The following is an 18784-nucleotide window of genomic DNA, read 5'->3' on the forward strand; positions in this document are numbered from 1 at the left end:
AACGTGTATAATGGGGTTACCCTAAAATTTTGAATCCATAAAGTCTGAATTCTACAATATTTATCAATAAAAGAAAAAGTGCTTTTAGCTTTTTTAGCTTCGGTCGAAATATTGACCAACTTTCTTTTATGGCCCGCTTTAGCAAGAGAAAACCAGCCACCATAGGTTTGGCTACAACAACCACAGATACAACTACAGGTGCTTTATCGATTTTACAGAACTTTGCCAAAACTAAATTCCAAACAAACAAAGCCTAAAATTGCCCTTCCAAAAAAATCCTTTTTTATATCCATACAATTTTAGAAAGCGGTATAATTATTGATAAAATTCCTACAAGATTTCAATGATAAAAAAAGGAGCTATATGAAAATAATTTTGCTGACCCTCACGCTTTGTGGACTTTCTTTAACCGCAATAGCCCAAAACGCAAGTGTAGAACAATCTACTTACGGAATCCAAACTGGATTTCTGGGAATTTGGGGACATCAAGAGACAAAGTTATCCAATCTAGTGGCACTGCGGACAGAACTTGGTTTCGATACAGGCATTTGGGGCGGTAGTTACTATGACAAAACCGGGTTTCTATTAACCCCGGTAATCACCTTAGAACCACGGTGGTATTACAATCTAAACAAAAGAATGGGAAAGTCCAGACGCATTGATGGGAACAGCGGAAATTTCGTTTCCCTGAAAACAAGTTACCATCCGGATTGGTTTGTCATTTCCAATACCGATAATATCAGTGTCATAAGTGATATCTCTATAATTCCAACTTGGGGTATACGAAGAAACATTGGCGATCACTTTACATATGAAGTTGGAATCGGAATCGGGTATAGGTATATTTTTGCCAAACAGGCCGGATATTTAGAAAACGAAGGCGAAACAACGGCAAATCTGCACATAAGGTTGGGATACAGGTTTTAACTTAAAACGGTCTACAACTTCAATTAAGGCCCTATCATTCATTCTGAATAATAAGTCCCACAAATTTGGTTACCTCCGAATATTATCAGAAATTTATGGGAGGTAATGAGATGGTGTGCAATACCTATATCCCCAAATTAGGCGTATTGCATAAAACGGTTTAAATCTACGAAGAGGTTCGAATTACCAAATTCTTTTGAAACTGAAAATATATTATATATCCATGGAAAATAAGAATCTACTTTTCCTATCCGTAGGACTTGGTATCTGTTCCGCGACCCTTTTGATTGATCGATTCATCTTTACCATTCCCGATTGGGCGGCCATTACACTACTCTTATTGGCCTGTATAGCCTTGATTATCCATATTTTCACTTATAAAAGAAACCACCATAGACATTGATGGTTTTGTACGGAATCGAAAATATTCCCCCCATCTTGAAATAGTATTTAACGGCCCTAACAATTACATTACTGTAGGGGACCGACCTTAAAAATAAATTCCGGTCCGAATTTCGGCAAGTTCGTTGCAATCAACACCTCCATACGGTTCGAAAAACGTATCGAAAAATTTTTCGGCCTACTATCTTTTTAGTAGCGAATCAAGGCGTAAAACCAAACAAAAAGCCCCAAGAATGATCTTGGGGCTTTGCGTTGTTTTCGACTCAGGGTATTATTTTCCCCCGTCCAATTTATCCTGTAATTTTTTTAATTCCGCCCATTTTCCTTGATCGGCCAATTTAGCCTGTTTTGGCCACGAACCTGGTTTGTGCATGGTATAACGGGGTCCGGCTTCCTTTAAGATTCCTTCAAGCTTTGCAGCCGAGGTCGCACTTAACTTTTTAAAAGTACCGATACCCTTTTCCGTTAAAATGGAAGCTATCTTCGGACCTATCCCCTCTATTTTTTTCAGGTCATCCTTTTTGGCCTTCTTTACGGGTTTTTTCACGGTTTTCTTAACCGCTTTTTTTACGACCTTCTTTTTCTCTCCCACAGTGGTTAAATCGACCACCCCGTTGTCTATCCCTTCATAGGGCGAAGGCACATACGCATCCGCTGCGTGGTCATTGAACCACCCTTTGTCTTCACTCAAATAACGATACTCATAGCGTTTACCGTTCTTTAGTTTTATACGCTTTACATAAGTATTCCCTTCTTTCTCCATTTGGCAAGAACTATCATTGGTCTGCCAATCGTTAAAGTCACCCAAAAGTAGAATGGGGGCCGTACTTGGAGCCTCATGCTCCGCAATCGTAAATGTTACCTCAGTTTGTGAGCCTTTTGTTTGTTTTGTTAATGCCATCTTAATAGTGTTTAATAGTACTATAAAAGTACCATAGAAATTCCTCCTATTCAAAAGATTAACGTAACAAATTGCATATTTAATTTTATGGTGTTCCAATTCACGTTCCATTTGTGATGTAACACTAAAAAAAATTCGACTAAAATACCAGAGGGTCCCGCTTATCATCCTTATCGTACCCCCTAAAAACCAGGCATTGCCCTACTTCGCCATATAGGTATCCATCGCCATGATTCTTTCTTTCAATGCCTTGAACTTTTTGGTCTTCAATACCGGTAAGATCGATTCCCGAATATCATACCCGTAGCTCGATTTACTGGTAAGAATGATCGGCGGACTCTGCACCCTTTTAAAAACATTTTTTTGAATGGTATCATAAAACCATTCCAGATCCCTCAAAAACTCCTTCGGGTCGTCAATATGCCATCGCAACATCATGTCTAACCCAATACCCAGTTTTTCATGCAGGTTCCCCTCAACATACCAGGTCATGATATCCTCGATACTCTTTTTCCTAAAATTGGTTATCTCCTCCAATAATTTACAATGGTAACCGAATTTCATCGGATCTACCTGGTTGCTTTTCAATTCGGCCGTCGGTTGTATCTGCGCTTCCCCGAATCGCCATAAGGCATCGGGCAATAACAGTTCGGGTATGATTTCCTTTCCGAATACCTCATCGTTGATATAGTGGCACATATCGGCAACTTCGGTTTTGGTCAGGTCCCCAATGGGCGTAATCGCACCACCCCAATCGCCGTACAGGGTGGCATACCCTAGGGCAATCTCCACCTTATTGCCATTGTTCGTGAAAAAGTACCTGTATTTGGCGGACAGGTTGGAAAGTATGGAAGCCCCACGTATTTTCGCCTGTACGTTCTCCAGATTGAATTCACTCAACGGTTTCCCGTCCAGCTGCAAAATATGGGTGTTGGACTTTACCATGTCCTCAATCGGAAGTACCAAGTATTCAATTCCCAAATTTTCGGCCAGTGCCTTTGCCGCCCCTTTGGTCTTATCACTATTGTATTGGGAGGGCATATTCACACCAACGACCTTTTCCTTCCCGAAGGCCAACACCAAGAGGGTCGCTACCAAGGAACTATCGATACCACCACTTAATCCAATGACAAAATGGGGGTCATCGCCCAGCATGTTACTCGAATTTTTCAATCCGTTGAAAATGGCGAGGTATTTTTCCCTAATGGTATTACCCCTAGGCCTTTTTGTAGGTAAAAAGGAAGCCTTTTCATCAATGACCATTAAATCCTCTTCCCAACCCTTTTTGGATAAGATACAGGGATCCCCCTCTTCGTTGTAGACCGTGGAACCCCCGTCGAAGGTGATCACGTTCTTCCCGTTGTTCTGTACCCCGACACAGTTTACATAATAGTACTTTACAAAGGATCCCGATTGTTCCCTTAAATACTTTACACGCCGGTCCCTCGCATTGTTCTTCATAAAGGTCCATGGCGATGCCGATAGGTTTACAATGCTCTCCGCCCCTGCCGCTATGAGTATTTTGGTGATGTTTATGGGTTCTCCGTCGGCCCTATAGTCATGGCACCAAAGGTCTTCGCACAACTCCATTCCAATAGGGATTCTTTGGTCACCTTTCGAAATCAGGAATGGGGACAACAATGCACTCAGGTCTTTTCCATAATCAATGGCGACATCGTATAAGGAGAAAAAATAGCGCTCATCATCGAAAAACCGATAATTGGGCAACAAGGTCTTGGGTTGTACCCCTGTGGGTAGAATACCGTTCTCCTGAACACGCTCGGCATAGGTGCCGTTTTGCATCACATATACGGCATTGTATTTTCTACTACGCCCATCCTTGTTGGGGTGATGGCCCTCGGTGGACCCATTCACATAAATATTGCCGTAGGCTATGGCGATGTCATTGCTGGCCGCCAGAAGCTCCTCGTTATAACTCATAAGCTCTTCGCAATAGGCATCCTCAAGGAATTTATCGCCCAATAAATAACCGCCCACACACATTTCGGGAAAGCAGATCAAATCAACGGATTGCTCCTTTGCTTCCTGGATCATGCGTAGCATGTTGTCTACATTCAATCGGGGTCTCCCGGGAACCACATCCATTTGTCCCAGGGCTATTGTAAGTGTATCGGTCATTCTTGTATTGGATTAATAAAATGTATTTCAGCTTACAAAAGTAAGGAATCGATACACATCGGAAAGCTATGGGCAAATACCCTACCCAATAAGCTATCGTTTTTTGCTTAGGTTTATCCACACTGAATTACCTAGCGTAATATTTTGTAGGAATCTTACAATAAAATACAATAAGGACAACGGTATTTATGTTAGTATATTCTAACCAATACTTTATACCCGTATGACCGAAATATCAAACGCCATTTCCGATTTAGCATATAAGAAATACGACAAGATCAGAATCGCACAGGAACTTTTAAAAAGGGGATATCCGACCAAGGAAATCAAGAGTGCTTTGGATAAAAGCAAAATAGGAAAAACGAACATCAATGCCATAATTGGAATCCTGTTGATAGTAGTCGGACTCTTGGCTAATTTGTATACCAAATCAACGTATTTCAACAATCACTTTCGATTTGATTTTTTCTCACAGGCAGACTTTATGCTTTTTAATGAAAGAATATTGAAACCGACCATTACCCTATCCATGATTTTTTTGGGTATTAATCTTATCCTGAATAGATCTAACGTCCATAAAATCGTCAAGGTCTTTTTGTTTATCCTCTTGGGGATATTCACCGTGACCATCACCGCTTACTATTCTTCCCTCGCCTTTGTCTTTAGTTTAATATCCTTGATGTTGGTATTTCTTGTTGAATTACCCAAAAGAACCAAAAATCCTGAAATAGCGATAATATTCCCTTATTTAAACAAGGTATGGAAAGGCAGTGCAGGTTACATTTTTCTGCTATTGGGTACCGTTTTAGTGTATTCGGCAGACATACAGTTCAACTATGTGAGTACAGGTGAAAGAACCTCAAAAGCCGTATTGGGAATCCTAGATTACATCTTGATTTATTCCACCCCGATTTTAGGGTTGGTAGGTCTGGCAACAAGTTTATTGGTGAGCATTGACTTTTCGAAATTCAAAATTGCGTTCTACGCTTTAGCCTCCATTTCAGCCATAGTCCTAATCGTCTGCCTATTCCATTCCGTCTTTCAGAATTTGATCTATGGCTGTTCTATTCTGTTGATTACTTCCGCTTTTATGTATCTCAAAAACAAGAAATCAGGAATTAAAAAAAATACTGCGATTGAGCCTCAACCTTAAAACTATTATCACAATAATCCGTGTCACCTTTTAGGACACTACCCATTCATCCCGAAATATATCCGCCCTAACTTGTTTGCCTCTGATTATTGTCAGAAATTTACAATTCGAAGCATATGACGGGTATCAGCATCAATGATACCCCTTGCTTTATATACGAAAAAAATCTCAATACCACGAAAACAGTAACAGGATGAAAATTGCAATAATCGGAACAGGAGGAGTAGGCGGATACTTTGGTGCTAAATTGGCCCAAGCAGGATTTGACGTAACCTTTTTGGCACGGGGGAAACATTTAAAAGCGATACAAGAAAACGGATTACACGTAAAAAGTATTCTTGGGGATTTCCATACCGATCATTTAACCGCAACCGACAGTATCCCTAAAATCGGAAAATCCGATTTGATCATCCTATGTGTTAAGGCATGGCAGATCAAGGAAATCAGTACGGATCTAAAGCGTATAATCCACGATGATAGTATGGTTTTACCCTTACAAAATGGAATCTTGGCCTCAGAGGAATTAAAAGAAGCGATTGACGAAAAACATATCCTTGGTGGTTTATGCCGAATAATCTCCAAAATAGAATCCCCCGGAACCATCAACCATTTTGGAGTAGATCCCATTATCGTATTTGGAGAGCTTATTGATACGGACGCCAAACGATCACAGGAATTAAAGGCCCTTTTTGCCAAGGCGGGTATACGTTCGGAAATATCCAATGATATTGCATCCGATCTATGGGGAAAATTCTTGGCAATTTGTGTCAGTGGCCTATTAGCCGTCACAAAAACAACGTATGGCGAAATAATGGAGATTAAGGAGACAAGACAGATGATGTCCGATTTACTGACGGAAATCTATGTGTTATCCAAAAAAGTCGGGGTACACCTTAAGTCGGATATTGTGGACAAAACAATGGCTTTCATTGATTCCTTCCCGTATGAGACCACTTCATCATTAACCCGTGATGTTTGGCAAGGCCGCCCCTCTGAAATTGAATATCAAAATGGGACGGTCGTGAAATTCGGGGAAAGATATGGCGTTGATACCCCCATAAATAAATTTGTCTATAACTGCATTTTACCCATGGAAATCAAAGCCAGGAAACCAAAGTCATAAGTCGGGCCATCAACGGAAAACACCAAAAAAAGTGGGATTACCGTGCTCTTTCCTTATCCAAGGTAGGGCTACCACAAAATCCATTAATTATGAAAACGACTATTTTTATTAGCCTCCTCCTGTTTTTCCATACCGTGCATTCCCAAAAGAAAACCCATGATGAATGGGACACCGAAATTGGCACCATAACCGTCTACTTTTCCTTGGAAGAGGCCTTAAAAAACCCTGAAAGTGTAAAGGGATTACAGTTGAGGGACCAAGGGTTGAACGAGCTTCCGAAAGAGATAGGCCAATTGGTGAATCTGGAGTATTTAAGGGTACACCACAATAATCTAAGGACCATCCCTACATTCATTATTTCCCTACCAAAATTAAGGGTACTGGAAATCGGTGGAAATCATTTGGGCATACTCCCCGAGGATTTGGGTGCCATGACCCATCTGGAGTATCTTGGTCTTAAGGCCAACGGACTCCTAACCCTCCCGGAATCGATAGGGAATCTGACCCATTTGAAAATACTAGACCTGGATTTCAATCCCCTGGAACACCTGCCTGAATCCATAAAGAACCTAACGCAGTTAGAGCGCCTGCACTCGACCGGAAACCATTTTACAAATGAGGAAATGGAAAGAAACAAGAAATTACTCCCCCACATTTTTGGTTGATACACCTTACGGTAATAATCAAATGATCCATTGGCTAGACATTATCATTTTCCGACCCTAAAAATCGTAAATGGATGATTACTAAAATACCGAATGCCACAGCTTAAAAAACGTATGTCACTTACTGCTATCTGTACTTCGGCATGATCATTAGTTTGGTTAAAACTGAATATAGTGACTATATTTAGTGGTCATTTGTAATCAATATTCAATGAGTGAATCCATCGTTTCGTTTGTTCCCCAAGTACTGGAATATGAAAATCCGGCCGAAGTTGCCGCAAAACTATACCGGTATTTAAGTACCCACAATGTAATCGGCACCGAACTGAAGAACCATCCGAACGCTCCATTTAAACGATATGCCCCTGGCCCGAATTACAGGGAGATCCTAAGCTGTGGGGATGAGTTCAACCAAGTGGAAGGAACAAACACCAACCATATCGACATTTTTTCAGAGCGAACCGTATTTCACGGGTACGGCAATGGTTTGGACGAAGTGCTTTGCCCAAAATGCCATCAAAATCTAATCGGCACCAATTGGGCCGAAACCATGGATCGGTGGGCAAAAGGGGGTAGCGGACAATTCAAGTGCGAAAATTGTGGCAACATCGCCCCTATTTCAGCATATAGGTTCAGTTCCCAATCACAATTTAGATGGGCCTTTAGCAATGTCGGGATCAGTTTTTATAATTGGCCCCCGACATTCACCGAGGATTTTTTGACCCGGATAGCAGGGATTCTTGAAAGTCCTGTTGTTATTGTCCATGCCCACCTATAAAGCGAACACCGCACAACAAACTTTTTTTAAATCTAGATGGTTCTTAACCAAAAACACATAAATATTCCGTATGGGCATTGTTATCTTCAGTATGGTCGTATTGGCCCTTGTCGCTTTCTTTTTTTATAAGATGAAAGGGTTGTTCGCTTCCGGCAAGAGTTTACCGAAAGAGAACGGACAGCCACAAAAAGGAATCCAATTGGCCAAAAAAGAAGATAAATTCATGCCACATCGTACAACGAAATTAATATTGGATACCCTAAAAAACGATTATGGCAAACTTTCCGATTTTTTAATACATGGGTGCCCTAACGAGCGATTGGATGAATTGTTTTCCAATATTGAGGAAGTTAAATCCAAAGACATAAAACCAAATGACCAAGGTTTCCATTATTTGACTAAACTCATGGACCAACAGGTAAAACCGGAATACTTCCATTTTTTTAATTTGGATTGGAAGGCGGGCATAAAGGAGCTATATCAACACATTCAAAAAAGATTGGTTTTCAATGGCATCAAGGCAGAATTGCCCAAGGTATCCGATTATCCGGAAAATGTTACCGTAAGCTATACCCATGTCCTTAAAGATTATAATTACGCTCTGAACAAGGTTGGTTTGGGTTTGTGGTTCGTGAGAAACCCCTCCGATACCTATATCCTTTTTATATACCGCCTGGATCAGGCCGACCAAACATTTTGGGCCTTAAGCCATGTAGGGCTTCATATAGATCCTTACAAACCTGAATGGGAAGCCTAAGATAGGACAACGCACCCGAGACTACCCCATCAGGGCTATCACAAAATCCATCTATTATGAAAACGACTATTTTCCTTAGCCTAGTCACAAACCCCAATTTCGGGGGACACGGATTTTCTTTTCGCTTAGTATTTGCTAAATTTGATGCTTAAAACACCCAACACCCCACATACAAAGACGTTGGTCAACATGATGACCCGTTCAGAAATATAAAGACAAAAATTTGTCGAGGATAACGACACGTAGTGATAGCATTACGATGCCCCATGCCTATACGATAGAAACAACATGAAAAACAACATGAAAAACAATACGAAATTAACCGGAAAGAACGTTCTCATTACCGCTGGCGCCCAAGGAATTGGCGAATCAATCACCAGACACTTTATCGATAGCGGTGCCAATGTGGCCATCCACTATTTTTCCAGTGCCGATACCGCGAACCAATTGACCGAATACGCAACTGGCAAAGGACAAAAAGCAGTCGCCATTGGTGGTGACTTAACCAAAGAGGCCGATGCGAATGCATTGGTCGTAAAAACCGTAGCGGCGTTTGGTGGATTGGACATCCTGATCAACAACGCAGGTTCCCTGGTGGCACGTAAAATGTTGAATGAAATGGAGGCCGGGTTCTGGCAGAAGGTCATGGACATCAACCTCACCTCCATGATGTTCGTAACACGGGCGGCAGCGCCTTATCTAGCCAAAAATGACAACAGTAGCATTGTTAATCTGGCATCACTCGCTGGTCGTAAAGGCGGACACCCAGGGTCGCTGGCCTATTCCACTAGCAAGGGCGCCATCCTAACGTTCACACGGGCACTCGCTTCAGAATTAGGTCCCCAAGGTACAAGGGTCAATGCCGTTGCCCCAGGACTTATCCTAGGAACTTCGTTCCACAATACCCATACGACCAAGGAATCAGCAGCTGCAACAATAGCCGGCATTCCCATCCAAAGAGCAGGTAACGCGGATGACGTGGCCAGAGCGGTTGTATATCTCGCTTCCGAGTACGATGGCTTTATTACCGGTGCCACCCTGGACATTAATGGGGGTGTCTTCAATATGTAGTCCATCATTACATGGGTTGCCCCGTTTCGTGTCCGACCCCTACCGTACCATCGTGACACCCACACCAATCGGTAATCGGGTATTTGCGGGCGGGTCTGTTTTGGTATTAGAATACTACATTGGGTAAATGACAGCAACGGAATGCACAGATCTCCAGGAAAGCGGAATAGCCATTACAGGAATTGATATCCCCATAACACAAATGCTTCCAGCCAGTTAAGGATTCTCCGCACCATAGGGAGGTCAAGGCAATGACATTCTTGAATCAATACGATACGTTCCACACGGAGCCCTATCCAACGGAGTCCCTTAAACGAAAAGCAATAATCCATTTAAACCTTTTGGAATAAGGAGTGTCAGATTAGAAAAATACATCTGAATCAATCCCTAAAAATGAAGATAAAAAGAGTATTGTTTGTTGCTGGATTTTTAAGCGTATTGGCATGTGATAAAAACGAAGCCCTTTCACAGGAAAAAGAAGTAGAAGAAACGAATTTAAGTTATCCCTATGCGATCGTCGATACCGGCGTGGAAACCTTCTACACCGATCTGGCGATAACCTCCGCCCTATCGGATGGCGATGCCTTTTATGGCCAAGACGCCTATTACACCGGAAACACCCCATCATACACCGATAATGGGGACGGGACCATTACCGATAACGTTACCGGATTACTTTGGGAACAGGACATGGGGGAAAAACTCACCCTCGAGGAAGCCATTGCCAAAGCAGAGGCATCCACTTTGGGCGGATATACCGATTGGCGCGTACCAACGATCAAGGAACTGTATTCCCTGATCCAATTTACCGGTCAGGTCATGGGGGAACAAGCGGTTGAAATGTTCATCGATACCGATTATTTTAATCAGCCCCTAGGGGATGTTGGTATCGGGGAACGTGAGATCGATGCACAGACTTGGTCATCGACCGAGTATGTAGGCCTTACCATGGATTCCGATGAAACCATTTTCGGTGTCAATTTTGTGGATGGGCGTATTAAGGGCTATCCAAAATACAAAAAGGCGACCGGAAGTGCCAATACCATGTATTTTAGAATGGTAAGGGGAAATACCGACTATGGCAATAATTCTTTTGTCAATAATGGCGATGGCACCGTAAGTGATCATGCTACCGGATTAATGTGGCAAAAGGCCGATGATGGTGTAGCCCGGGATTGGGAGGAAGCTTTGGCCTATGCCGAAAATCTTGAATTGGGTACACATTCCGATTGGCGTTTGCCCAATGCCAAGGAACTTCAGAGTATCGTCGATTATACAAGATCGCCACAAACAACGAATTCCCCCGCCATAGATCCTATTTTTGACACGACGGAGATCAATGACCCCGAAGGCAACCCAGGCCAATATCCATTCTTTTGGTCGGGTACAACACATTTAGATGGGGCAAACCCGTATTCAAGTGCCGTTTATATTGCCTTTGGTGAGGGACAAGGGATGATGGACGGAACATTGATGGATGTTCACGGGGCAGGATGCCAACGAAGTGATCCCAAAAGTGGGGATAGCAATGCCTATCCCGAGTTTTTTGGACCCCAGGGCGATGTTCGCTATGTGTATAATTACGTCAGATGCGTTCGCGATATAGAGACGGGTTCAGAGACCCATTAAAACCATCTATTTATAGGAAGGGCAACCTATGTTCCCCAAGCCCTTACTTGATACGATTACACCATTAAAAACCGCCTATTAGGGCGGTTTTTTGTTTTATCAGCTACTTTTTGAACTAATAGATGATTCACCGGCAACTGCTAAAAAAAGGTTTTGCCATTACGGATATCTGTAAGGCTATGCAAAATATTGTTTCGATATTTAAATGAAAATTAAGTCAGATGAATATTGAGTTCCTTAAGAACATCATAAAAAAACAGGACTACCAGTTATCGGTTATTTTTTGGATTTATCTATTTGGGTTTGTTTAAAATATTTAATTGTAGGAAATTTATAGTGCTATTATTTTTATGAGGCATCAATTAATACTATATCAACCAGTTAAATAATATTTTTAAAATGAAAAAAATTACATTTATTATTTTCTTCCTAATTACTTCATTCTCCTTTTCACAAAATTTAAATGCTTCTAAAGCACATTCTAAGACCACAGTTGAAGAATACAACTATATGACCAGAGGTTATAAAATTCAAATTTCATCTGGTCTTGACATGAAAAGTGGTTATTCTTTTGATAATTTAGGAACTATAATAAAAGGAAACTATAGTTTTAACTTTCAAATATTAAAACGCAATGAATTAAAAGAAATGGCAGGTATTCTAATAATAGCAAATTCTAAAGTTTCTGGCAAAACATACTATTTAGCCTTACCATTCAATAATGATATTCTATTATCCCATTTTGAAAGTGATATAAATAGATGGGATGAAAGTATGACGACAGCATTTGTTCAAGCTATGAGTGAATTGACCAGTAAGATGATTTTTAATTGTCAATTATTCACAGAAAACTAAATCATCATATTTAGTAAAGGCATCTAAATTCTTAATACTTCCTTAGGTGTATGAATTTAAATAACCTAAATAATTAGCATGGCCATAAAAGCACTACAAGACATAATTAAAATAAATAAAAAAATTAAAATTGGGCATGACAATGGTACCATTTCGTATCGCAATTATTCAGAGACAGTTAAGCCGAGTATTGAGGAGTTTAAAATAAAATATCATAATACCCCTAATAAATATCTTAAAAATTACTTATCTCCCTTATTTGAAGGCCTAAATGAAGGTTATGAATTAAAAAATTACCAACATTACGGAAATAACAATTTACATGAGTTTGTTTGGGCCTGCATCTATTACAAATACCCAAACATCAAATCACTTTATGCTTCAAGTTCCCCACAGCTATATATCCTAGTTCATTCAAATGGATTAAAGTTTGGTCTTGATTATGGTGCTCAAATCGAGAATAATTCTCCTCTTGTAGAAGGTGTTAAAAAAAACTCTGAAATTCAAGAATTGATAATTAAATTAAATCAGTCAATTCCTGCCTATAAGCTAAGTCAAGGAGCAGATTATTTGGCAAATAAAACTGATTTAATATCTTTAAATTCAGCAGATCAAATTAATGAAAACTGGAGTAACAATATTCACCTAATTAAACAATTTGATACTAACTCGATTCCTGATTCTATTGATTTAGAAATATCAAAAACCCTATCTGACTTAAAATCTTTATTCATTAAAATATGTGAATTAAATCTACCCAAAGAGGAAGAAACCATAGAACATCAATCCTTCTTAAATATAAAACCATTCCGTTTAGAAAATTTTGTTGAACAAATTAACAATTCAGGACTTTTCTTCTCCAGATCATTACTATCCAGATTTGTCGCCTCATTAATCACCAAACCCTTTGTGATTCTTTCGGGCCTTTCCGGTTCAGGAAAAACAAAACTGGCACAAGCATTTGTGCAGTGGATCTGTCAGGATGAAAGCCAGTACCGGATTATTCCTGTGGGTGCTGACTGGACCAATCGTGAGGCACTATTGGGTTACCCAAATGCATTGAAACCAGAAGAATATGTAAAACCGGACAGCGGAGTGCTGGATTTAATCATTCAAGCCAACAATCAGCAAGAACTACCTCACTTTCTGATTCTGGATGAAATGAACCTTAGCCATGTGGAACGATATTTTGCCGATTTTCTGAGTGCAATGGAATCGAAAGAAGAAATTCCCTTGTATGCTGAAGGTACAGTAGAGAATGGTGTTCCCGCAAAACTGAAAATTCCTTCCAATTTTTTCATCATTGGCACTGTCAATATAGACGAAACCACCAACATGTTCAGCCCCAAAGTGTTAGACAGAGCAAATACGATTGAGTTTCGGGTTACACAGGACGAAATGAAAAACTTCCTGAGTAATATCAAAGAAATCAACATGGATGCCATAACTAGCAAAGGTGCAGGCATGGCAAAAAGTTTTATGGATATGGCTGGCAGTAAAGAATTTTCAACCACAGACATAGATACCATTAATACAGAACTTATTCATTTCTTTGGCGAACTGAAAAAAACCGGTGCGGAATTTGGCTATCGAAGTGCATCGGAGATTTTGAACTTGATACATCAACTGTCAATTATAGATAATACTCTAACAACCCATCAAAAGATTGATATTGCTATTATACAAAAGTTGTTACCCAAGCTTCATGGTTCACGCAGAAAGCTGTGTCCTGTTTTGGAAACACTCGGCTCATTTTGCATTTCGGATGACATCAAAATCATAAAGGATATCTTTGAAAAACCTGATTTTGACTTCAATTCCAGAAGTGTACTTTATCCGCTTTCACTTGAAAAAATTTCACGCATGTATCGGGGAGCAATTGATAATGGATTTGCAAGTTTTGCAGAAGCCTAGAAGATGAAAACAGTTTCAAACATAGAAATCAATCTTGATTCCATTCAGAAAGGTCTGCGACTCTGGATAGATGCCCGCAGGTCAGATTCGTTGTTTGATGCAGCAGAAAATGCAAGTGTACATAATGAAGCTCGGTTTCAATTGGTTGAAGGCTGTTCGTATGATTTTCAGATCAGTGACCCAGGTTTTATTTTGGGTGATGTTGGCCAAAACATCATTCAGGGACACAAACGGACTACAAATCTGGGAACAATTATGCCTAATATTTTTGTAGGCACACTCTCTATTCCATTACTGGAAAAAGAAACTTTACGAGAGTGCTGTAAGGTCGAATTAGAGGTACAATCCATAAAATCAGCCTATCGTGAGGATTACCGTGATATGCTCGAACTGATTACTGAAAAATGTACTGATTTGTTATTGCAAGCCAGCTCACCAGTTTCGCAGTATTTTGGAATAGATTACACCAAAGACAGCCAAACACTTTATCAGAAATTTTCTTTCATAAAATCCTTAATTGGCACTGAAGAGTTTGCCGAAGCGATTCACCGTATTGTTAAAGCACCAACAACGAAATGGGCAGAGGCTGAAGAAGAAAAAGACATACGTAATGCCAGACGGTTTTCAAATTCCAATATCAAAGAAATTCTAAAGCGCGGTAATCGAACCAAAATACCCGAAAAGCATTATCTGAGAAGCTACGGCCTTGAAACACTGCCTGAACGAATTTCTACTATCAGAAAAACCGATTCAGTTGATACGCCTGAAAACCGATTCATAAAACATGCACTTGAAAATTTTCTGAAATTCAGTACAGATATAAATAATAAGGCAAGAGAATTCGGCCATAAAAAAATGGAAAACGAATCAGAACTAATGATTCGTGAGTTGGAAAATCAACTACATCATTCTTTTTTCAAGGATATTTCAAGACCTACAACTTTAAAGCTGAATAGCCCGGTATTGCAGCGAAAAGAAGGTTATCGGGAAGTATTGCGTGTTTGGCTCATGTTTGACCTTGCTGCAAAATTAATATGGACAGGTGGTAATGATATTTACAGCGGTGGTAAAAAAGACATTGCCACAATGTATGAATACTGGCTTTTCTTCAAACTGTTGGACTTATTTCAGTCCATTTTTGAAATTGACCCCAAAGACATTTCAGATTTAATTAAAGAAACTCCTGATGGTTTAAACCTTCAAATTAAACAGGGAAAGTTCACGGCTCTTCGTGGTGTTTATTATTCAAGAAACAGAAAAATAAATATAAGATTCAACTACAACCGTACATTCAGCGGAAAGAAAACATATCCCAATTCAGGCAGCTGGACAACAACATTAAGACCGGACTATACTCTTTCTCTCTGGCCCTACGGAATTTCAGAAGCCGAAGCGGAAAAACAGGAACTGATTGTTCATGTTCACTTTGATGCCAAATATAAAATTGCAAATCTTACTGATTTTCTTGAACAAAACATAAAAAATGATCTGGACGAAGAAAAGGTGGAAAACAAGAAAGGCATATATAAAAATGCAGACCTTTTAAAAATGCATGCTTACAAGGATGCTATCAGAAGAACAGGCGGTGCTTATGTTTTATATCCTGGAGACAGATCCATCAACCAGAAAGGGTTTCACGAAATTATTCCGGGTCTTGGAGCATTTCCTGTAAAACCATCCAAAACAAACAGCGGAATCGGAGAGCTGAAAGCGTTTATTCTGGAAATAATCGAACACTTCATAAATCGAGCTTCACAACGTGAGAAAATTGCTTACAGAACGTTTGACATCTATAAAAATCCGCCTGAATCTGATAATATAATTAAGGAACCATTACCGGAACCATACAACACCAACAGAGACTTAATCCCAGACAACACCTTTGTTTTATTAGGTTATTACAACTCACATGAACAATACAATTGGATTCAACGAACCGGTCTTTACAATTTCAGAATGGGTTCAGGTGCCGGATCACTTATACTCGACAAAGAAACAGTAAGTTCAAGATATTTATTACTCCACACTTCGGGTGATACTAGCTCCGGTGACTTATGGAAGATTGTGAGCAAAGGGCCTAAAGTATATTCAAAGGACGACTTAATAAAAAAAGATTATCCAAACCCATCACAGAACAATTATCTCGTTATTCAAATAGAGCCTGTGACCGACACAGAATTTAAGAATGTAAGCTGGAATTTCAGAAAACTAGAAAACTATTCAACAGGCAGGGCATCGGCATTTCCGTTTACAACAAGTCTTACAGAACTGATGAAAAACAAAATCAGTTAATATGGTGACCATCGCTAGCGCAAGAACCACCCTTATACCATCATGGTTCTGATTAAAGCAGACTGTTTTTCTAAATAAACACCATTTAACCACAACTTATCCTTCCCTTTTTAATCACTAAATAATAGTACGCACACCATTCCCATTCACCAGCCATATGGTGCTACAACCGAAAATGAGTACCTTTATCGTATGATCTAACGGCATGGGAAGCACATGTTCTACAATGCCAAACACCATCTATTTAAATAGTTCACACTGATCAAAAACAGAGACGCTATTGAGAAAAAGAAAAAAGGTTCTACTCGTTATACTGACCCTCCTGATCATCGGTTTTTTGATTCCACAGCAATTAAAAATGCCTGTTCAAGGGGCAACAACATCGGACTACAATCCAAAATCATTTTGGTTTTACCCTTGGGGGAAATCCGTTACCCACAAAGGGGTGGATATCTTTGCCGCAACTGGAACCGACATCAATGCTTCAACTATCGGTCTGGTTTTGTATGCTGGGGAAATACCCATGGGCGGAAAAATCGTTTTGGTCCTCGGCCCCAAATGGAGACTCCATTATTACGCACATTTGAATACCCTAAAAACGTCCTCATTGGCTTTCGTGAATAAAAAATCAACCCTAGGAACCGTCGGGACCAGTGGTAATGCTGCCGGGAAATCACCTCATTTACACTATTCCATTGTAACCATGGTTCCCTATGTCTGGAGAATGGATTCGGAAAAACAAGGTTGGAAAAAAATGTTTTATTTAAACCCCATAGCATATTTATAATTATGACCCCATCAAAAAGAGAAGACGTATCCGAAAGTGAAAAAACGTATCTCAAAACCCTCATCGAAGAAAATATACACCTCAACACTATCCACTTTGGCAAAAAGCCCAGAGGGGCCATACGCTACGATAAAAGACCCAAGATGTACGGGGGCGATGGCACCGTATACCTCCTACAAATGTTCGAGGAAAAAGAAGAGCTGGTCCATAACCGGATCGGGGCCTATATGATCCTACCGACTTCCAAGGATTCCGTTGGTTTCCATACCCATGGTTCCCGAAAAGAGCAAGAGCTGTATGTGATCATCTCCGGGAAAGGGCAATACCTGGAAAAGGATAATTGGGAAAGCCCTGAAAAAACATACAACGTAGAACGAGGGAACATTACCAGTATGAGAGGCAGTGGGTTTCATGGCATCAAAAATATCGGGGATTCCCCCTTGATTATTTTTGTGATCACTACTTATGAAAGTAAGGTCTAGAATCAACCTTGCGAATGCAGTTCAAAGCCTTGAAATTAGAAAAAGAAAGGATAGGCCGAATAACTTTTTAAAGTCAGCCTGTCATTCCGAATGAGGTACGAAGCGAAATCGCACTAGAATATAAGTATGGGATTTCTCGTCGCTCGTTCCTCCCTCCGTCGAAATGACAAGGTCTCTTGTGATATGGAGGCCTTCCTATTTCTCCTGTGGAAATCCCTTGATTTACTATGAAAATAGTACGAATAACTTTTTAAAGTCAGCCTGTCATTCCGAATGAGGCACGAAGAGGAATCACACTAGAATAGGAGTATGGGATTTCTCGTCGCTCGTTCCTCACTCTGTCGAAATGACAAGGTCTTTTGTGATATGGACACCTTCCTAAAACCAACGTGGGAATACCTTGATCTGCTACGAAAATTAAAATAGGCCGGGAAACCCTTCGATTAGCTTTTAAAACCGAATAGGGCATTGATTCGCAACGGCTGACATTCTTTTTAAAGTCAGCCTGTCATTCCGAATGAGGTACGAAGAGGAATCACACTAGAATATAAGTATGGGATTTCTCGTCGCTCGTTCCTCCATCCGTCGAAATGACAAGGGCTTATGTGATATGAACGCCTACCTAAACCCAACACGGAAATACCTTGATCTACAACGAACTGTCTGAAACTTGAGATGGTATATTTCGGGGTCGGCCTCCTTCTGTAGTGCAGGCGATAGGGCCGTAAAGAATTATTGAAGCCTTGGAAATAATTTAGGCCCTAGCGGCGGTCACAAAATTCCTTCTATTTTGTGGGCACCTAATGAAGGAGTGCCTTTTCTTTTGTTTCGTTTTCTTTGGGCAAACAAAGAAAATGAAAAAATAAAGCATTAAGGACATACCTGTTTCAGTTTAATCATTGCTTTAAT

Annotated in this window: 16 protein-coding genes; 14 read left to right on the plus strand and 2 right to left on the minus strand. The window is 40.2% G+C overall.

All coding sequences use genetic code 11. The annotated features are described in order from the left end of the window. Positions 1 to 363: 363 nt before the first annotated feature. Positions 364 to 927 (plus strand): hypothetical protein, encoded by a 564-nt coding sequence (locus LX92_RS06060; RefSeq protein WP_109649658.1) that lies wholly within the window; start codon positions 364 to 366, stop codon positions 925 to 927. 223 nt (positions 928 to 1150) lie between these two features. Next, the gene (locus LX92_RS06065) at positions 1151 to 1330 is read left to right on the plus strand and encodes a hypothetical protein (protein ID WP_109649389.1); all 180 of its coding nucleotides are present in this window, start codon (positions 1151 to 1153) and stop codon (positions 1328 to 1330) included. 270 nt (positions 1331 to 1600) lie between these two features. Here LX92_RS06065 and LX92_RS06070 read toward each other — a convergent pair whose 3' ends face one another. Then, entirely contained in the window at positions 1601 to 2230 is a 630-nt protein-coding gene (locus LX92_RS06070; protein ID WP_146197807.1) for an isoamylase early set domain-containing protein, read from the minus strand. A 201-nt stretch (positions 2231 to 2431) separates the two neighbouring features. Then, positions 2432 to 4369 (minus strand): NAD(+) synthase, encoded by a 1938-nt coding sequence (gene nadE / locus LX92_RS06075; protein ID WP_109649391.1) that lies wholly within the window; start codon positions 4367 to 4369, stop codon positions 2432 to 2434. A gap of 223 nt (positions 4370 to 4592) precedes the next feature. Here nadE and LX92_RS06080 point away from each other — a divergent pair, with 223 nt between their 5' ends. The 12 genes from LX92_RS06080 (at position 4593) to LX92_RS06135 (ending at position 17875) form a co-directional block, all read left to right on the plus strand. Beyond that, on the plus strand, positions 4593 to 5522 hold the full coding sequence (locus LX92_RS06080; RefSeq protein WP_109649392.1) for a hypothetical protein: 930 nt from the start codon (positions 4593 to 4595) through the stop codon (positions 5520 to 5522). Between the two features lie 193 nt (positions 5523 to 5715). Continuing rightward, positions 5716 to 6645: a ketopantoate reductase family protein gene (locus LX92_RS06085; protein ID WP_109649393.1), complete on the plus strand. Its 930-nt coding sequence runs from the start codon at positions 5716 to 5718 to the stop codon at positions 6643 to 6645. A gap of 89 nt (positions 6646 to 6734) precedes the next feature. Further along, a complete protein-coding gene (locus LX92_RS06090) occupies positions 6735 to 7310 on the plus strand; it encodes a leucine-rich repeat domain-containing protein (protein WP_109649394.1) in 576 nt (191 codons plus the stop codon). Positions 7311 to 7521: 211 nt separating this feature from the next. Next, complete coding sequence (locus tag LX92_RS06095; RefSeq protein WP_109649395.1) at positions 7522 to 8088, plus strand: hypothetical protein; 567 nt, start codon at positions 7522 to 7524, stop codon at positions 8086 to 8088. Positions 8089 to 8158: 70 nt separating this feature from the next. Next, positions 8159 to 8845 carry a DUF6630 family protein gene (locus tag LX92_RS06100; protein ID WP_109649396.1) on the plus strand — a complete coding sequence of 229 codons (687 nt, stop codon included), beginning with the start codon at positions 8159 to 8161 and terminating at the stop codon, positions 8843 to 8845. A 300-nt stretch (positions 8846 to 9145) separates the two neighbouring features. Next, positions 9146 to 9916 carry an SDR family NAD(P)-dependent oxidoreductase gene (locus LX92_RS06105; RefSeq protein ID WP_109649659.1) on the plus strand — a complete coding sequence of 257 codons (771 nt, stop codon included), beginning with the start codon at positions 9146 to 9148 and terminating at the stop codon, positions 9914 to 9916. Positions 9917 to 10309: 393 nt separating this feature from the next. Beyond that, positions 10310 to 11545, plus strand: a complete 1236-nt coding sequence (locus tag LX92_RS06110; RefSeq protein ID WP_109649397.1) for an Lcl C-terminal domain-containing protein — start codon at positions 10310 to 10312, stop codon at positions 11543 to 11545. Positions 11546 to 11944: 399 nt separating this feature from the next. Further along, positions 11945 to 12400, plus strand: coding sequence for a hypothetical protein (locus LX92_RS06115; protein ID WP_109649398.1), 456 nt, complete (start codon positions 11945 to 11947; stop codon positions 12398 to 12400). Between the two features lie 78 nt (positions 12401 to 12478). After that, a complete protein-coding gene (locus tag LX92_RS06120; protein ID WP_109649399.1) occupies positions 12479 to 14314 on the plus strand; it encodes an McrB family protein in 1836 nt (611 codons plus the stop codon). 3 nt (positions 14315 to 14317) lie between these two features. Then, positions 14318 to 16606, plus strand: coding sequence for a DUF2357 domain-containing protein (locus LX92_RS06125; protein ID WP_109649400.1), 2289 nt, complete (start codon positions 14318 to 14320; stop codon positions 16604 to 16606). A gap of 280 nt (positions 16607 to 16886) precedes the next feature. Next, positions 16887 to 17393: a M23 family metallopeptidase gene (locus LX92_RS06130; RefSeq protein WP_109649401.1), complete on the plus strand. Its 507-nt coding sequence runs from the start codon at positions 16887 to 16889 to the stop codon at positions 17391 to 17393. A gap of 2 nt (positions 17394 to 17395) precedes the next feature. Beyond that, positions 17396 to 17875 (plus strand): cupin domain-containing protein, encoded by a 480-nt coding sequence (locus LX92_RS06135; protein ID WP_109649402.1) that lies wholly within the window; start codon positions 17396 to 17398, stop codon positions 17873 to 17875. The last annotated feature ends 909 nt before the right edge of the window (positions 17876 to 18784 follow it).

Source organism: Maribacter polysiphoniae, assembly GCF_003148665.1.
GTDB classification, from domain to species: domain Bacteria; phylum Bacteroidota; class Bacteroidia; order Flavobacteriales; family Flavobacteriaceae; genus Maribacter_A; species Maribacter_A polysiphoniae.

Coding starts and splice junctions, on each gene's coding strand:
- LX92_RS06100 (WP_109649396.1), top strand. CDS start 8,159: ATGGGCATTGTTATCTTCAGTATGGTCGTATTGGCCCTTGTCGCTTTC.
- LX92_RS06135 (WP_109649402.1), top strand. CDS start 17,396: ATGACCCCATCAAAAAGAGAAGACGTATCCGAAAGTGAAAAAACGTAT.
- LX92_RS06060 (WP_109649658.1), top strand. CDS start 364: ATGAAAATAATTTTGCTGACCCTCACGCTTTGTGGACTTTCTTTAACC.
- LX92_RS06125 (WP_109649400.1), top strand. CDS start 14,318: ATGAAAACAGTTTCAAACATAGAAATCAATCTTGATTCCATTCAGAAA.
- nadE (WP_109649391.1), bottom strand. CDS start 4,369: ATGACCGATACACTTACAATAGCCCTGGGACAAATGGATGTGGTTCCC.
- LX92_RS06065 (WP_109649389.1), top strand. CDS start 1,151: ATGGAAAATAAGAATCTACTTTTCCTATCCGTAGGACTTGGTATCTGT.
- LX92_RS06080 (WP_109649392.1), top strand. CDS start 4,593: ATGACCGAAATATCAAACGCCATTTCCGATTTAGCATATAAGAAATAC.
- LX92_RS06110 (WP_109649397.1), top strand. CDS start 10,310: ATGAAGATAAAAAGAGTATTGTTTGTTGCTGGATTTTTAAGCGTATTG.
- LX92_RS06085 (WP_109649393.1), top strand. CDS start 5,716: ATGAAAATTGCAATAATCGGAACAGGAGGAGTAGGCGGATACTTTGGT.
- LX92_RS06070 (WP_146197807.1), bottom strand. CDS start 2,230: ATGGCATTAACAAAACAAACAAAAGGCTCACAAACTGAGGTAACATTT.
- LX92_RS06090 (WP_109649394.1), top strand. CDS start 6,735: ATGAAAACGACTATTTTTATTAGCCTCCTCCTGTTTTTCCATACCGTG.
- LX92_RS06105 (WP_109649659.1), top strand. CDS start 9,146: ATGAAAAACAATACGAAATTAACCGGAAAGAACGTTCTCATTACCGCT.
- LX92_RS06120 (WP_109649399.1), top strand. CDS start 12,479: ATGGCCATAAAAGCACTACAAGACATAATTAAAATAAATAAAAAAATT.
- LX92_RS06115 (WP_109649398.1), top strand. CDS start 11,945: ATGAAAAAAATTACATTTATTATTTTCTTCCTAATTACTTCATTCTCC.
- LX92_RS06095 (WP_109649395.1), top strand. CDS start 7,522: ATGAGTGAATCCATCGTTTCGTTTGTTCCCCAAGTACTGGAATATGAA.